This is a genomic window from Pseudomonas sp. SWRI50 (assembly GCF_014269095.1).
In the GTDB taxonomy this organism is placed as follows: domain Bacteria; phylum Pseudomonadota; class Gammaproteobacteria; order Pseudomonadales; family Pseudomonadaceae; genus Aquipseudomonas; species Aquipseudomonas kermanshahensis.
In genome coordinates, this window is the sequence record NZ_JABWRW010000002.1 from 256,251 (window position 1) to 269,346 (window position 13,096).

General features: G+C 56.3%; 20 protein-coding genes and 1 pseudogene. 5 read left to right on the forward strand and 16 right to left on the reverse strand.

Features of this window, described 5'->3' with window-relative positions:
• Positions 1 to 47: 47 nt before the first annotated feature.
• From HU750_RS03380 to HU750_RS03410, 8 genes and pseudogenes are all read right to left on the reverse strand, one after another.
• Positions 48 to 476: a hypothetical protein gene (locus HU750_RS03380; RefSeq protein ID WP_186676720.1), complete on the reverse strand. Its 429-nt coding sequence runs from the start codon at positions 474 to 476 to the stop codon at positions 48 to 50.
• A gap of 45 nt (positions 477 to 521) precedes the next feature.
• A complete protein-coding gene (locus tag HU750_RS03385) occupies positions 522 to 833 on the reverse strand; it encodes a hypothetical protein (protein WP_186676723.1) in 312 nt (103 codons plus the stop codon).
• Between the two features lie 212 nt (positions 834 to 1,045).
• The gene (locus HU750_RS03390) at positions 1,046 to 1,330 is read right to left on the reverse strand and encodes a hypothetical protein (RefSeq protein ID WP_186676725.1); all 285 of its coding nucleotides are present in this window, start codon (positions 1,328 to 1,330) and stop codon (positions 1,046 to 1,048) included.
• A 462-nt stretch (positions 1,331 to 1,792) separates the two neighbouring features.
• Entirely contained in the window at positions 1,793 to 2,314 is a 522-nt protein-coding gene (locus HU750_RS03395; RefSeq protein WP_186676727.1) for a hypothetical protein, read from the reverse strand.
• Positions 2,295 to 3,029 carry a type II toxin-antitoxin system MqsA family antitoxin gene (locus HU750_RS03400; RefSeq protein ID WP_186676730.1) on the reverse strand — a complete coding sequence of 245 codons (735 nt, stop codon included), beginning with the start codon at positions 3,027 to 3,029 and terminating at the stop codon, positions 2,295 to 2,297. Before HU750_RS03400 ends, HU750_RS03395 begins: the two co-directional genes overlap by 20 nt.
• A 1,181-nt stretch (positions 3,030 to 4,210) precedes the next feature.
• A pseudogene (locus tag HU750_RS27390) lies at positions 4,211 to 4,575 on the reverse strand (site-specific integrase).
• Between the two features lie 107 nt (positions 4,576 to 4,682).
• On the reverse strand, positions 4,683 to 4,937 hold the full coding sequence (locus HU750_RS03405) for a hypothetical protein (protein WP_027594844.1): 255 nt from the start codon (positions 4,935 to 4,937) through the stop codon (positions 4,683 to 4,685).
• Positions 4,938 to 5,088: 151 nt separating this feature from the next.
• The gene (locus HU750_RS03410; RefSeq protein ID WP_186676732.1) at positions 5,089 to 5,802 is read right to left on the reverse strand and encodes a hypothetical protein; all 714 of its coding nucleotides are present in this window, start codon (positions 5,800 to 5,802) and stop codon (positions 5,089 to 5,091) included.
• Between the two features lie 273 nt (positions 5,803 to 6,075).
• On the opposite strand from HU750_RS03410, the gene HU750_RS03415 reads away from it, so the two are divergent.
• Positions 6,076 to 6,375: a hypothetical protein gene (locus HU750_RS03415; protein ID WP_186676734.1), complete on the forward strand. Its 300-nt coding sequence runs from the start codon at positions 6,076 to 6,078 to the stop codon at positions 6,373 to 6,375.
• A gap of 34 nt (positions 6,376 to 6,409) precedes the next feature.
• On the opposite strand, the gene HU750_RS03420 is transcribed toward HU750_RS03415, so the two are convergent.
• The 3 genes from HU750_RS03420 to HU750_RS03430 all read right to left on the reverse strand — a co-directional run bounded on the left by HU750_RS03420 (position 6,410) and on the right by HU750_RS03430 (position 7,431).
• Entirely contained in the window at positions 6,410 to 6,619 is a 210-nt protein-coding gene (locus HU750_RS03420) for a hypothetical protein (protein ID WP_186676736.1), read from the reverse strand.
• A 50-nt stretch (positions 6,620 to 6,669) separates the two neighbouring features.
• The gene (locus HU750_RS03425; protein WP_186676747.1) at positions 6,670 to 7,131 is read right to left on the reverse strand and encodes a GNAT family N-acetyltransferase; all 462 of its coding nucleotides are present in this window, start codon (positions 7,129 to 7,131) and stop codon (positions 6,670 to 6,672) included.
• Positions 7,132 to 7,215: 84 nt separating this feature from the next.
• The gene (locus HU750_RS03430) at positions 7,216 to 7,431 is read right to left on the reverse strand and encodes a hypothetical protein (protein ID WP_186676749.1); all 216 of its coding nucleotides are present in this window, start codon (positions 7,429 to 7,431) and stop codon (positions 7,216 to 7,218) included.
• A gap of 189 nt (positions 7,432 to 7,620) precedes the next feature.
• On the opposite strand from HU750_RS03430, the gene HU750_RS03435 reads away from it, so the two are divergent.
• On the forward strand, positions 7,621 to 7,980 hold the full coding sequence (locus HU750_RS03435) for a hypothetical protein (RefSeq protein ID WP_027594849.1): 360 nt from the start codon (positions 7,621 to 7,623) through the stop codon (positions 7,978 to 7,980).
• Positions 7,981 to 8,136: 156 nt separating this feature from the next.
• Here HU750_RS03435 and HU750_RS27115 read toward each other — a convergent pair whose 3' ends face one another.
• Positions 8,137 to 8,343, reverse strand: a complete 207-nt coding sequence (locus HU750_RS27115; protein ID WP_027594850.1) for a hypothetical protein — start codon at positions 8,341 to 8,343, stop codon at positions 8,137 to 8,139.
• Positions 8,344 to 8,695: 352 nt separating this feature from the next.
• On the opposite strand from HU750_RS27115, the gene HU750_RS03440 reads away from it, so the two are divergent.
• Together HU750_RS03440 and HU750_RS03445 are read left to right on the forward strand one after the other, a co-directional pair.
• Positions 8,696 to 9,496, forward strand: a complete 801-nt coding sequence (locus tag HU750_RS03440) for a WaaZ-like lipopolysaccharide core biosynthesis protein (protein ID WP_186676750.1) — start codon at positions 8,696 to 8,698, stop codon at positions 9,494 to 9,496.
• A gap of 75 nt (positions 9,497 to 9,571) precedes the next feature.
• The gene (locus tag HU750_RS03445; protein ID WP_186676752.1) at positions 9,572 to 10,072 is read left to right on the forward strand and encodes a methylated-DNA--[protein]-cysteine S-methyltransferase; all 501 of its coding nucleotides are present in this window, start codon (positions 9,572 to 9,574) and stop codon (positions 10,070 to 10,072) included.
• Between the two features lie 11 nt (positions 10,073 to 10,083).
• On the opposite strand, the gene HU750_RS03450 is transcribed toward HU750_RS03445, so the two are convergent.
• The 3 genes from HU750_RS03450 to HU750_RS03460 form a co-directional block, all read right to left on the reverse strand.
• The gene (locus HU750_RS03450) at positions 10,084 to 10,326 is read right to left on the reverse strand and encodes a hypothetical protein (RefSeq protein WP_186676753.1); all 243 of its coding nucleotides are present in this window, start codon (positions 10,324 to 10,326) and stop codon (positions 10,084 to 10,086) included.
• Positions 10,323 to 11,066, reverse strand: a complete 744-nt coding sequence (locus tag HU750_RS03455; protein ID WP_186676754.1) for a carbon-nitrogen hydrolase family protein — start codon at positions 11,064 to 11,066, stop codon at positions 10,323 to 10,325. The genes HU750_RS03450 and HU750_RS03455 overlap by 4 nt, the downstream gene beginning before the upstream one ends.
• Before the next feature lie 76 nt (positions 11,067 to 11,142).
• Positions 11,143 to 11,658: a DUF3016 domain-containing protein gene (locus tag HU750_RS03460; RefSeq protein ID WP_085273400.1), complete on the reverse strand. Its 516-nt coding sequence runs from the start codon at positions 11,656 to 11,658 to the stop codon at positions 11,143 to 11,145.
• Positions 11,659 to 11,733: 75 nt separating this feature from the next.
• On the opposite strand from HU750_RS03460, the gene HU750_RS03465 reads away from it, so the two are divergent.
• On the forward strand, positions 11,734 to 12,459 hold the full coding sequence (locus tag HU750_RS03465; protein WP_186676762.1) for a metallophosphoesterase: 726 nt from the start codon (positions 11,734 to 11,736) through the stop codon (positions 12,457 to 12,459).
• On the opposite strand, the gene HU750_RS03470 is transcribed toward HU750_RS03465, so the two are convergent.
• Positions 12,407 to 13,021 (reverse strand): LysE family translocator, encoded by a 615-nt coding sequence (locus HU750_RS03470; protein ID WP_186676765.1) that lies wholly within the window; start codon positions 13,019 to 13,021, stop codon positions 12,407 to 12,409. The genes HU750_RS03465 and HU750_RS03470 overlap by 53 nt on opposite strands.
• Between the last annotated feature and the right edge of the window lie 75 nt (positions 13,022 to 13,096).

A 13,096-nucleotide genomic window follows, 5' to 3' on the forward strand; every position in this document is an offset into this window, starting at 1 on the left:
CGGCCTGAGGGTCAATTCTCACACTACTGCTGCAGTACTGGAAGTCTCTATTCCGTTACGCTTTTGGGAGTGGTCGATATAGGGCCTAACACGGTCGAAGAGCAGATTTCATTAACCACTCCGGCCATCGAGCCACCTTGAATCACTGTATTTGCGCCCGGGGCTATTACTGTCCAGTTGAAGCCGGTATATGCGCCATAGGAATTTTTTCCGTTCACTTCGATACAGATAGAGTCCTTTGATCTGTCTCGGGCATCTCCCTTGGGATCAGCAGTGACATAGAAGGCGTCCCTGAATTTTGCTGCGTCAGGGTCTTTCAAATCCCGCGCCGCGATGGCCTGGGCCGACTGCACAACGCTTGTTGGCATCGGATAGCGATATAGCGTTTTTTGCTGTGCAGGCTTGGGCTGGGATGTAGGTGGCGTGGAGCATCCAGCCAGCGCAATCGCCAAGATAGGAGCGAGGTAAAGCTTCATCGGAACAATCCATTAATGTTGATGGCCTGATGATGCCATATCACCTTACCAACCAGTATTGCCTTCGAGCTTGAATTGGTTCGGTTCCCTTTTCGAGTCTGTGTGTTTGTCTATGACCACATCCTCTCTCCTTATGGACGGTTGGCCCGACAGTGAAGACAGCAGTCCATACAGCCCATTTTTAGGCTTGGCTTTCTTGAGCTTAAGCTTTCCGCTACGAATGAGCGCGACTGTTTTTTTTCGCTGTGCGTCCGCCCGCTCTCTCTCCAGAGCACGTCGATTTTCCGCCTTCTGAAGACATTTTTCTTTCTCCTTCTCCCGTTTTTGGGTGCCTGCGGCCCGTGCTTTTTTGCTCATGAATTTGCCTCCAGAAGGCCGGGGTGATAGGCCTAAATCAGTTCCAAAATTAATACGGCGCCCCTTAGAATGCGGGTTGCAACTAGGCAAATCTAGATTCGTTTTGGAACTTATTTTGTAGCTTAGACCGCATGAGGCGGCAATTCTTGGCTCTGATTGCAAATCCGGGAAAAGGCCTGGTTTAGGTCTCGAAACAGCCAGCCTCTGCAGCGCTACCGTAACGTTCGCACGTCGAATAGGTATGATCCGATGACTTCTGCACGCCGAGCGAAGTGCTGGATCTCTTTTCCTTTGAACAGTTCGTGTCCTGGTGTGCGCTCGGCGATGACGTCTCGAATGGCATCATAAAACTGTTCGTAGGCTATCGAATAGCCAAGCTCTTTGAAGGTCGCGTGCAAGGCCTGGTGAAAGCGTTCTTCATCGTTAGGGTGTCTAGTGTGCCAGGTGTCAATGTGTAGCCACGGTAGGAGAAACAGCTTGAGTGCCTTCATGTCCATGGTGAGCTTCCTGCAGGTTCGGAAAACGCGATTCTATCGACGTACAAATCGATTCCAAAACTGAAACGGCGACCCTTGCAGTATGCGGCCTGTAGCCGTGCCGTTTAGTATTTTTTTTGAAATCGATTTCGGAGCTGGCACTGCATGGATCTGGCGATTGTACTACGGTCTTGAAATCCGTTGCGCGTAGTATGGGTGGCCGGACATGACCGTGATCTACATGCGATAAAAATCCTGCTATAGCTCATGAGCGGATGAGGGGTATGTAGATTGGGAGAGTAAGACGATCTAGCCAGTTGCTAGGTAAACAAGAGTAGCAAGAGGAAACCTGAGGCTGCCAAGCACGGGAGCAACTTAGTATTTTTCTGGGTAGATGTTGTGTCTCGGCGCGACAGAATAAAAAGGATCCCCGAACAGGCCGCGATTGGCGCAACCTAGTTCGGGCCTTTAAGCGGCAAAAAATCATGCTTGCCCATGTGGCTCGTCTAACTTCAAATATCCGGCTGTCGAGACTAATTTGCTTGGCATTCGAGCCGTGCTGAGGCGAAGTTTGGCACACTGATACAGGAAGTGGTCGCGCCAGTATGGAAGGGCATGATCAATAGATCGTTTTAGTGCGAAGTCATCAAGGATATCTTGAGTGATTTCGTCATCAATTAGGTATTCGACAACGAACTCTCCTTCTATTGTTCCAAGAATTGACCTGGCATCAATTTTGTTTTTGCCTTTGGGTTTGTTTTTCGTGAGTTTCTGTGTCTTCCAGCGGGTGCCAAAACTGACGAATACTCTAAATAGTCCTTTATCTCCACTCTCTTCCTTAAATCTCTCCGAGCGCTCGATGAACTCCATTGTTTCAATGGATAGATCAGCTAGGTCGTGAGCAAACTTTGGATGGAAGTCAGGAGTAAGCTCGCTTTTGCATCCAAGCATATACACATCATGCAGCTCGACGGCCGATAAGATTTCAGATGCGGTGGCGGTCATAATCCTGCTCGCTGTAATTTGGTCTGTGCAAATATGTTTGGTTTTCTTCCTTGCCGTATAGTCGAACTTGTGGGAAGTTTTTTACTGGTTCGAAATGTTCGATAGGAAGAACGGCTGCAGTTACCATCACCAGTTGCTCCGCTGAAGGAGCATCAACTATGGTTTCAGATGCTGCAGAAATGTATCCTGCGTGCAATGCGCTTACTTGATGTTCGAATTTGCGGTTGTAATGGGATTTGGTAGGCTTGCTGGATATTATACCGATGCTAGCACGCGCTGACATTTGCAGAGGTGTTTGGATGTATGCTTTTTCAAATAGCCATCGTCTAGCTTCAGGTACCGCCTCTGCAACGCGAAGAAGATTATCCATGGCCTCCGACTGAATAATATCGTCGGCTTCGTATTTAGCGAAAGCTACCGGCCCGCCGCCAAATATTTTGCCAGCTTGAGCTTGAGTGATAGACCATTTCTTCCTAAGCATCCGCACTTCTGTGCTAGTCAATAGGCCGTCAATTTCTTTAGTTGCCGACCTAATTGTTTTTTGATTTCTTTTGCTCAGAGCGTCATCCGCGAACTCAGAGCCGCAAGCGTTGCACTCGGCGCAAATCAGAATCAAATTGCGGGTCTTTCCTTTATACGAAAAAGATTCGGTGAACTGCTTCTCAGTGACCGTCCCTTCTCCGCAAATCGAGCAGAATCTGAGGCTGTTGGTCATTGGTTTCTCCGAGGTTCTTCGAGATGGCAAGAGGCCACAATCATGATTTTTCCGCTCACGCCGATGCAGAATTTTAGGTAGTAGCAATACGTAAAATCTTTGAAGGCAGCTGGGCACCACTCATCCCGTTTGAGGGTGTAAGCATCGCAAGCGGCCCAGGGCCCACCAGGCTTGCTCTCGCACCACTCTGACTGAAGGTAGGTTCCATTGAGCACGGCTTCACGTATTAGGTTAGCGACATCAAGGTTGCTGAGGTCGAGCTTGGCGGCGTCTGCTACGCATTTCCTAGACCAGAGTAGGACATTTTGAGGCTGCACCCCACGTAGGAGTTCAACGATTTCGTTTGCCGAGTAGAGCGGTACATGCTGGATCACTCGGTCAGCGCCAACCTCAGGTAAAGGGCCCTTATGGCGGCTAACGATTGTAGTGTTTACCATAATGGTAAGTCTACTCCTAGGCAAATCTGCGTGATGGCAACAGCTCGAGATGCCTTTGGTTGGCGTCTTAGGCGCGAGATCCTATCGCAGCTATCCCGTTGTTACAATTGGGGATGCGATGAGAATCATCAGCTCAACCAGCTCAGTAGAGGGGAAGAAAACCGTTAGCCGCATCCGTATCAACAGCAGGCTGTAACAGCCTGCTATTTGGGCCCGTCTGTCGGCCTTCAGGCCGAGCATAGGCAGCGATCGGCGTGGCCTTATGTCGATTTTGAGTACTACTGCTGCAATTCTGGTAGGTACTGGTTGAACGTACAGCTGGTTCGCACCAATTTTTGTTCCCATGACTGTGTTTCGGAGGGTGGTGCAACGTATTGTGAAGGGCTGGAGAGCGTGTAAATACGGGGCCTCTCCACTTTTGGGAACTCGCCAAACCCCCAAAATTTATTTGGAGGTATGACTGAGCATCTGAAGAGGGGCCCGGTCATTATCGAGGCGTTGCTTGAGGTCGATAACAGGCGAGACTGAAAGCTCGCTAGGCGTCGCGTCGAAACCGGACAGCCAACGGCGGATGCCAGGGTGATACCAATTCTGATACCACTGATGGGTGAATGAGGGGGAGTGAAGGGGGCTTAAGCCTAGTAAAATCAACCCCTTAGCACCGCCAAACACCCCTTAAATACTGCATGGTGATGTTGGCGGTAGAAATCAAGTGCTTGTCCTGCGGGGGTTCCAGAGGTGTATTTAGGCCCTGGTGTCAGTTTTGGGCCAATTTTGGGCCAATTCGACGCGGGGCGGCAGCTTCTCCAGCTCCCTCCAGTCCGAGGAGGAGCTGATCCATTTCGCGTATGTAGAGAGCACCATCTCAACGCTATGGCCGAGCTGATTCGCGATGAACGCAGGATTCATCCCAGGCATCAGGCACAGGGTTGCGTAGGTGTGGCGGGTGTCGTACTGACGGCGATCACGGATGTCCAGCGCTTGAGCGCTGATTTGAATGGGGGGATTGTAACACTTGCATCGCAGCTCCACAGCCCACCTTTGCTTGGTTGGACCACGAAGGGCCTCGGGCAGGCGATATCACCAAAGGACCGTGTGCGTTGTGCAATGCCTCTTGACGCACGCCGAAGCACAGCTTCACCTCTAGGGTAAGTGGAACGTGCGTTGCCCTTAGTGCCCGAGGTGAAGCTGTTTGTACCGGATCATAAAAGCGGGCTTACCCTCGGATCACCTTAAGGCGCGCCCGCCCAGCGTCCGTGATGGCGTTTTCGCCTTCATCGCTGATGCGGTAGCGGCCGGACACTGACTGTGTAATGGTGAACCTCACCAGTCCGCTCTTGGACAAAGCCTCACCCACTTCAAAGCTCATTGCACGCTCTAGGTCGAAGATTTTTGTTTCTCCGATTTTATAGCGGGCAAACGCAATCAGCGCCGAATCTATCGCCGCTTGGTCTATCACCTCAACACGCATTTGACCTCCTGGTCTGAATCGCCCAGGTCCGTGGGCTTGCAGTTAACGGACCTGGAAGTTCGTAGAATGCGCAACGCTACTACGGAGCCGGGCGTGTTAGTTACTGGCTTTGCGTCCATGCTGGATGGGTGGCCAGTCATGATCGTTAGTTTTAGTCTGCGTGCGGCGCTGCAGTGTCCGTTAACGACATCTCTTTTGGAAACACGTTGATAAACGCACTAATAACAGGCTTGTCGTCATCATCGATATTGATCTTCGGTGTTTGCGACGATCGACTGATGTCCGTTGCAAAATTAGCGGCCCTCAGCGCACGTTCGATTTGCTGGCTTCCCGGGCTGTCATACAGCACTGCCTGAACGCCCGTGGCCTCTTTGGTGAGCATCAACTGCTTTATTTGTACCCGCACGCCTGCTTTGGTCAGGGCAACGGCGATCTGCTTGGAGAACGCCAACGCTTCGTCGTCGTTTCTGACGATATTGAGCAGTACGGTTGGGGCTACTTTGTCTTTTGCGAGCGCTGCCGCCAATGCCTGGAACGCGGCCTGTGCCTGCGCTGTCAGCTTTCTAGGCCGCAGGCGATGTTCAATGGCCTGGCGCTCTTTTTTCGCGGCGTCCAGTTGTGCCGTCAACGCCGCGTTCTGTTGCAGGAGCTCTTCGATTTTCAACTGGGACTGGGCGGCGGACTGGTTGGCTGTGGCGATCAGTTGGCTGGCCTCGGCCATGGACCTGTCGGACTCGCTGCTTTGCACCTCGGACGTCAGGTGCGCCAGTATGACCGCGCAGGCCGAGACTAAGGCGGCAATGATGGCGGTTGTTGTAGCAATGCTGTGAATAAGGCTGGCGTTATCTGCTGAAATTTCTGGCATTAGCGTGCTCTTGAAATTTAGTTTCCATGATTTTGCTTTTCGATTTCGCGGCAGATTGCCATAAATTCACCGTGCAAGCGACCTCTGGCGTCGACGGTCGGTGCTTGATTTGGCATGACGTGATGGCCTGCGTGGGCAAACGAATAACGCTTTGTTTACTGGTGATTGCCAGTTGTCCGATTCAGCTCACATTTCGACTGAGTACAGTTGCGCGCCGTTTGCCTTTGGCTATGGTGGCTTTAGGTATACAACTAAAGTCGTAGGAGGGGCGACATGCGGATTCGCGGCGACGTTTTCTGGGGCTGGGCTGACCCGACGCTTCACCATCGGACTCACGACGAAACGTTATGTGACGGCAGCTACATCGATGTCCAGGTGCGACTGTCGCGAACAGGCAATACGCAGATGTTCATCGGGGTTTATGCCCCTAGTGGCATGGCCATTCATGAAGAAGCATTCGATTCGCGTCCAGGCGAATCGATGACCCGTGCCTTGGCGTGGGGCGTGGGCAGGGCACGGCGGATAGCAAGCGATGCGATTCCCGTGGCCGAACAGTTCGCCTGCGCTAAGTAGCGAGCTCTGAAGGTTGCCGCGGGTTGGGCGTAGGTCAGGGTTCATCCTTGATCTTTGCTGCGACGGACCTCAGCTCACTGGCAACCCCATCGATGGACTTGATATGAGCGCGTACATCGATCTCGCTGTCTGCGGTCGCCCGGGCTTCCATGAACTTGGCGTGCCCGGTCATGGCTTTACTGAGTTCATTCAGGTGGTCGGCGGTTTTGACGAGATCGGCTTTGATGGTATGAAGCGGTTCCATGAGCGTGAGTGCGTTCCTTGAAGTGTGCGTCTACAACCCTGTCCGGCCGTTCAGCGAAGCGTGCGTGACATCAGCCACTGCTTGTTGCCCCACGCCTCGAACTGCTCAACTACCGTCCAGCCACGCTTCTCATAGTAAGCCTGTTTATCATGGGTGTGCAGGTACAAGGTTTCGAAGCCGGCAGTGCGCGCATGGGCACATAGGCGCTCAATCAGGTGCTCGGCGATACCGGCTCCTCTGGCTGCCGGGTCAACGAACACGCAGGCAAGCCAAGGGCCGAGGTCCGGGCGGGAAGGCAAGTCTTGGGCTGCTAGAGCGGCACCGCCCAACAACTGGCCTTGCTCTAGGGCAATCAGGCATTGCCAGTCACCATTGCCCTGGCCTTCTGCGAACTCGTGCTGCCATCGCGAAAGGTCGATGCCGTCGAACTCATACGTGAATTGCTGATGAATCCACTGAGCGAAGGCGTTGCAATGGTTCATGTGATTCGCGAGCCAATCAAATTGAGGCATGGGCATCCTGCACGGTAGTACCTGTTCAGCGCATCATGACACAACCCTCAAGTGGAGACGCAAGTGAAGTTTTTCATGCTAAGGCTAGTCAGTGTCCGACTTACCTGATTCATTACCTTGTACCTGTAAAACTGAGCCTTTATCGTCCGTTGCCAATAAGCCACTTTGTGCGTTGGCGGCGTTCAGCTCTGCATGCGCGATGTTCGCTGCACCCCGAAAGATAGCGCGGCTTTCTTCACCTGTTTTCAGCGTGTGCAGGTGACCATTCTGATAGAAAAATTGCGTACGGTTGGATGGCATGGGGAGCGCTCCTTGTAATGCACCACGCTTATGAGTATCTGCACGGGCTACTCTGTGCCCGCTTCACGACTATGGCTACTAGCAGAATTAACAGGTGACCGCTCTAATGAAGCTCCGATAAAATCTTCACGCTAAGCAAAACGCACCACGACCTTGGTTGATTGGAACTAAGTTGCGACGCTGGGTAGAATGCCCTGTATCTCTATTGGTCAATTGCAAATGCCTACATTTCGTATCTTTGTTTGCACCTTGTTGACTGCCAGCCTTGCCGGTTGCGCAACACCGGGTAACCCCACAGCCAGTAAGCTGACCTCCAAAACCCCTGCACAATATGCCGCCTGTGTAATGCCCAAGTGGCAAGCACTGGCGCCCCTCGCCAACCAGAAATCGATTGCCCACGGCTATCGATTGACCGCGCCAAGCGCAGTGGCCTCCGACGATGTCCTCGAGGTGGTTGAGTCGCGCGACGGCAGCCGCGCCACGTTCTATAAAGGCAGCTTCCTTTCGGGCGACAAACTGCGCCAGGCTGCAAGAGAGTGCCTGGAATGAGCTCAGTAACCTGAGCTGCCCATACCGCCCATGTTGGTAGCTGGCTGCCAGTCAGTTAAGCGTCATCGGCGGTGAATGGGGCTGCTGTGCAGCCCATCGCAGCGGCCCCCGAGGCAGCCGCCGTGTGCGGCGCGCACCTGCTTCGGCGACTTCCCCTCAGCGTGCTTCGAGTTTCGTGTTCATCCGCTGGCATTGCACTTCTGCATCGGTCCTGTTCGGGTAACTGGGTTTGAGCCGCTCCTTCGCCAGGTTGTCATAAATGTCGAACCCACCGCATACGGTCGCTGCGTAGTACCGGCTACCGACGCGGAATGACTCCTTTTCGATGGGTACCGCCGGAACGATAACGAATCTTGGTTGCATGTTTCGTGCCTCCCCAGGCAGAGACCTAAGTATTAGTCGGGCAGTTGGTAACCATCAAGCTGGCTCATGAGCAAGCGACGAATAGCCCGGGGCATGACACCAGTGATTGCACGCCCGTTCGTCGGTACAGTGGGGGCAAAGCGCCTGCCAGGCCTGCAGGCGGGTGAACAACGACCGAGACTACGGGTCTGTAGAAACACTGCGCTTGTGTGGAGAAGGGCGCTGTCATTTCTTCCACTTTTGGACAGATTTAGACCCATCAGTCGCTTTGTGTAAGGTTTTTGTAAAAGCGTCCGTTGTGCATACAAGGACCGGTATCGTGTTTGTACTGTCCAGTCCAAAGTAGCAAACGATGAACACACTTCCGTCGCAGCCCAGTGCTGAACGCGGGGCGTTCTCCAGTTTCGAGGCGTGTCGCAATACTCAGCAAGGCCCCGTGGTGATTCTGGCCTCGGGTGCTTCAGCCAGGCATTTCCCGCTGGCTGATTTTGCCCATCTGCCGATCATTGCCATGAACGGTTCAGTCGCCATGACAGCAGAGCATGGCGTGAAACCGTTTTTCTACGTGTGCACCGACAAAAGCTTCGGCCTGCAGCAACCTGATCTGTTTGCCACCGCCCTGCGTGACAGCCAACGGCTCGCGCTGTGGCCAGAGCAATTCGAGGGTGCCGACATACCAGCTGCTAGCGAATGCTATACCTTGCACAAGGCGCACACACCCGGCCTGCTCGACGGTGTGCGCGGGCACGGTGACAGTTGCGTCTGCAGCCGCGCATTGTGGAGCAAACGGGCACGGTCGATCGCCTTCAGCAAAGACTTGTCGCAGGGTTTTTTCGATGCCCGCACAGTCGCCTACGTGGCGCTGCAACTGGCTTATCACCTGGGGTTCGAAGAGGTGCTGCTGGTGGGGGTCGACCTTGACCAGACGGTGGGGCGCTTCTACGAGACCGAAGAAGGGCAACATTCACCGTGCGGACTGGACCAGCATTGGGACAGCCGCATCCTGCCGTCACTGACATTGATGGCGCGGCAAGTGGTCAATGAGCATTTTCACGTCTACAACCTGTCGGCGGCGTCGCGCATCCCGGCCGAACTGATCCCCAAGGTCAACCTGTCAGAAGCCAGGCGGATTGCCGGCTGCGGGATTGGTTGAGCAAGAAAGCGGGTGCGTGTGGCCTTGCGCCTGCGTAGAGTGCGCTGACCATCTCGCACCCTGCAGGAGCCCCCAATGTCCAGCGCCTTCACCTTCATGCAATCCCCCGTTGGCACGCTGACGCTGGTCGCCCGTGGCGAACGGCTGGCAGCCGTGCTCTGGGAGGAGGAGCGGGAAAACCGCGTGCGGCTCGGTGAGCTCCATCGTGATGACCGGTGCCCGGTACTGCTGGACACCGCCCGCCAGCTAGGCGAGTACTTTGCCGGCACGCGGCGACGCTTCGACCTGGCGTTGGATTTTGCCGGTACGCCGTTTCAGCGCGAGGTGTGGGCTGCCTTGCTGACCATTCCTTTCGGTGAAACCCGCAGTTACGGCGACATTGCCCGGCAGATCGGCAACCCCAGCGCAGTCCGTGCAGTAGGCGCGGCCAATGGCCGTAACCCGATCTCCATCATTGCGCCGTGCCACCGGGTAATTGGTGCTTCAGGCAACCTCACCGGCTTTGCCGGAGGGCTTCAGGCGAAGCAATACCTGCTGGCGCTGGAAGGCAGAGAAAGCCTGGCCTTGGCACTCTGAGCCCGGCAAACCTAAAAGATCCAGTTGGCGACCAGGCAGGCCACCAGCGCCAGCGCTGATCCGGCCATCAAGGTGTACTGACGGTGGGCCCGCCGGGCATGGGGCCGGACCTCTCGCAAGTATTCGCCAGCGGTGGGCGCACCCGGTCGATGGCGCAGGCCTTCGGCGATTTCGGCCAATTGACCCTGGATCAACAGCCCAACCAAGTAATGCGTGGATGCGTAGCTCGCCAGCGTCAACAACAGATACTTCACGCAGTCAGCACCCTCAGTGGCACAGCGGTCGCGCTGGAGTGGGTGGTATCCAGCAGAATCAGCCCTTCGCAGGTGTCATTCAGGCTGGCCAGCAGCCGACCCTGGTTATCCCAGGCCGCAGACCCACCTGCGCCGATGAACGTATCGGCAGGCCCCACGCAGTTGGCCAACAAGACGGTAAGGCCCAGCGTGCGGGCGACCTCCGGGTAATGCTCGTAGCCCTCACCAATGCCCTTGGCCGTTTTCGCCACACTGGCCAGGTACACTTGCGCGCCCTGTGCCCGCGCCTCGGCAGCATGTTCGATGAACATCGACTCGTAGCAGATGGCAGGCGCTACCCGGTGCTTGGCCACCTCGAGTACCAAGGGCTGATCGCCGGCGGCGAAGTAGGGCAGTTCATCGCCGTGCAGGCGCCGTTTGGCATACGCCTGGCGGGGCATGCCTGGGCTCAGGATCGGCATGCCGATGCGAATGCCGTGAGGCGTTGGCAAGGGCAGGCCCACGGCGACTGTGAGAGCATGCTGGTCGCACAGTGCCTGCAGTGGCTTTAGCCGTGGGGTGGATAACGGCAGGGCGAGCTGGCGGGCCAAGGTCGGCTCATAGCCGGTCAGTGACAGTTCAGGAAACACCACCAGCTCAGCACCCAGCGCCGCAGCCTGCTCGATGCAATACAGGTGACGCGCAAGGTTGCCCTGAATATCGCCTTTGAGCGACGCCAGTTGCACGGCGCAGATCTTCATCAACAGCTCCTTCCCTGGTACGAGTCAAGGGCCGAGCATACGCCTGGCCGCAACACCTGTACCAGTGAAGGGTTTTTCAGGAAGCCGCGTGCGGTGCGAAGCGCTGGCGGAACCAGTCGTTCAGCATGGCCTTTTCGGCATACAGGCGGTCGCTGCTGCTGGTCACGCGCCCCGGGCGGCTGAGGTACATCTTGTCGCTGACCCGTTCCTGCGCTTGCTGGGCAGGTTTGCCGGGCTGGCTGAGGGTGTAGCTGAGGTCGATGGTCGGCCAGGTGATTTCGCGCATGAAGCGCACATCGTAGGCATTGCTGTGCCAAGGCTCGAAGCGCCCGGCCAGGTCGATGTCACGGATGTCGATAACCAGCTGCTGGTCAGCTTGCAAGTAACGCTGGCCGAGCTTCTGCAGGTACTCGGTCAGGGCCTTCATGACATAGGCATCGGCACCCCGTTCGTAGCCGGCACTGTCGAGGCTGGCATCGCGAAATTTTTCGGGATGGTCGAATCGCACCTCGACCTGCGCAGCCGGAGCACCTTGTGCCATGCTGTTCAATGACAGCGCCACGAGCACGGCACACACGAGGGCGGTACGCATGATGCACCTCCAAGGTGAAAGACGTGTCCTTTTATTCTACGCCTGCCATGACAGCACCCGCAGAGGAAGTTTGTAATGAGTCGGTTTCGGCGGGTAGCCGCCAACCCCCTGGGTCGAGACCTGGCGGTGGGTGATATCCACGGGCACTTCGGGCGCCTTGTTCGGTGCCTGCAAGCGGTTGGGTTCAACCCCGCAGTGGACCGCCTGTTCAGCGTCGGTGACCTGGTCGACCGCGGTCCGCTCAGCCACGCGGCGCTGGCATGGCTGGACCTGCCCTGGTTTCATGCCGTGCAGGGGAACCATGAGGCGCTGGCGGTTACCTACCTGCGCGGTGGCCGGCTCGACCTGGAGATGTACCACGCCGCCGGTGGTGGCTGGTTTCTTGAGCTGCCCAAGGCCGAGCAGCGGCGTTTTGTCGAACGCTTCGAGCAATTGCCGATCGGTATGGAAGTTGAAAGTGCAGCGGGCCTGATCGGTCTGTTGCATGCCGACAGCCCCTTCGCCGATTGGCCCGTGTTACGTAGCTGGTTGGAACTGGATGACGACCCCGAGGTACGCGAAGTCTGCCAATGGTCGCGGCGCCGGCTGAAGGAGGGCGACACCCGGCCTGTGCACGGCATCCGTGCCTTGTTGGTCGGGCATACACCCGTGCTGCAGGTCAAACAGCTGGGCAATGTCTGGCACCTGGACACCGGCGGCTGGGCCAGCGGCCATTTCAGCCTGCTCGACCTGGCCACCCTTGAGCTGATCAGCCCCGCGCAAGGTGCACAAGCAACCCCCCGGCCAACACCATCAGCATGACCCCCGAAGCCCGCTCCAGCCAGGGCAAGGCGCGGGCGAAGCGCTGCAACACGCGCTGGTTGCCGATGGCCACGGCGACCAGCAGGTCCCAGAGCAGCACGATGCAGAACATCCAGCCCGCATACACCACCTTCCAGCCGACACTGCTGCTGGCGACCATGCTGGCGAGGCTGGCGTAGAACAGCGCGTTCTTGGGGTTGAGAATGCCCGACAAAAAGCCCATCGCCAGGCTGCGCCACCCACTTGGTACAGCGCCATTGCCGGCAACTGCGGCCAGGTTGGAATGCCCGGCGTAGCGCAAGAATTGTGTGCCGATGTACAAAAGGTAAGCCGCACCGGCCAGTTGCAAAGCAATGAACAACGTGCTGCCTTCGCGCAAAATCGACAGGCCGGTAAAGGCCATGGCGATGAAGGCGCCATTGGCCAACGCGATACCCAGGCACGCGCCGCTGGCGGTGCGCCAACCGCCACTGATGGAGGTGCGGGCAACCAGGAAAAAGTCTGGGCCGGGTGACAGCAGGGCTAGGAAGTGGGCGAGGGCGACGATCAGGAACTGCTCCATGGGCGGGACGACTCCGGCAGGGGAAAACCGCAGTCTGGCGTCGAGCCTGGAGCACGTATTGAAGATTATTGCGCG

Bases quoted from the DNA above. Each gene is read 5' to 3' on its own strand.
- HU750_RS03380 (WP_186676720.1), bottom strand. From the start codon at position 476: ATGAAGCTTTACCTCGCTCCTATCTTGGCGATTGCGCTGGCTGGATGC.
- HU750_RS03385 (WP_186676723.1), bottom strand. From the start codon at position 833: ATGAGCAAAAAAGCACGGGCCGCAGGCACCCAAAAACGGGAGAAGGAG.
- HU750_RS03390 (WP_186676725.1), bottom strand. From the start codon at position 1,330: ATGGACATGAAGGCACTCAAGCTGTTTCTCCTACCGTGGCTACACATT.
- HU750_RS03395 (WP_186676727.1), bottom strand. From the start codon at position 2,314: ATGACCGCCACCGCATCTGAAATCTTATCGGCCGTCGAGCTGCATGAT.
- HU750_RS03400 (WP_186676730.1), bottom strand. From the start codon at position 3,029: ATGACCAACAGCCTCAGATTCTGCTCGATTTGCGGAGAAGGGACGGTC.
- HU750_RS03405 (WP_027594844.1), bottom strand. From the start codon at position 4,937: ATGCGTGTTGAGGTGATAGACCAAGCGGCGATAGATTCGGCGCTGATT.
- HU750_RS03410 (WP_186676732.1), bottom strand. From the start codon at position 5,802: ATGCCAGAAATTTCAGCAGATAACGCCAGCCTTATTCACAGCATTGCT.
- HU750_RS03415 (WP_186676734.1), top strand. From the start codon at position 6,076: ATGCGGATTCGCGGCGACGTTTTCTGGGGCTGGGCTGACCCGACGCTT.
- HU750_RS03420 (WP_186676736.1), bottom strand. From the start codon at position 6,619: ATGGAACCGCTTCATACCATCAAAGCCGATCTCGTCAAAACCGCCGAC.
- HU750_RS03425 (WP_186676747.1), bottom strand. From the start codon at position 7,131: ATGCCTCAATTTGATTGGCTCGCGAATCACATGAACCATTGCAACGCC.
- HU750_RS03430 (WP_186676749.1), bottom strand. From the start codon at position 7,431: ATGCCATCCAACCGTACGCAATTTTTCTATCAGAATGGTCACCTGCAC.
- HU750_RS03435 (WP_027594849.1), top strand. From the start codon at position 7,621: ATGCCCTGTATCTCTATTGGTCAATTGCAAATGCCTACATTTCGTATC.
- HU750_RS27115 (WP_027594850.1), bottom strand. From the start codon at position 8,343: ATGCAACCAAGATTCGTTATCGTTCCGGCGGTACCCATCGAAAAGGAG.
- HU750_RS03440 (WP_186676750.1), top strand. From the start codon at position 8,696: ATGAACACACTTCCGTCGCAGCCCAGTGCTGAACGCGGGGCGTTCTCC.
- HU750_RS03445 (WP_186676752.1), top strand. From the start codon at position 9,572: ATGTCCAGCGCCTTCACCTTCATGCAATCCCCCGTTGGCACGCTGACG.
- HU750_RS03455 (WP_186676754.1), bottom strand. From the start codon at position 11,066: ATGAAGATCTGCGCCGTGCAACTGGCGTCGCTCAAAGGCGATATTCAG.
- HU750_RS03460 (WP_085273400.1), bottom strand. From the start codon at position 11,658: ATGCGTACCGCCCTCGTGTGTGCCGTGCTCGTGGCGCTGTCATTGAAC.
- HU750_RS03465 (WP_186676762.1), top strand. From the start codon at position 11,734: ATGAGTCGGTTTCGGCGGGTAGCCGCCAACCCCCTGGGTCGAGACCTG.
- HU750_RS03470 (WP_186676765.1), bottom strand. From the start codon at position 13,021: ATGGAGCAGTTCCTGATCGTCGCCCTCGCCCACTTCCTAGCCCTGCTG.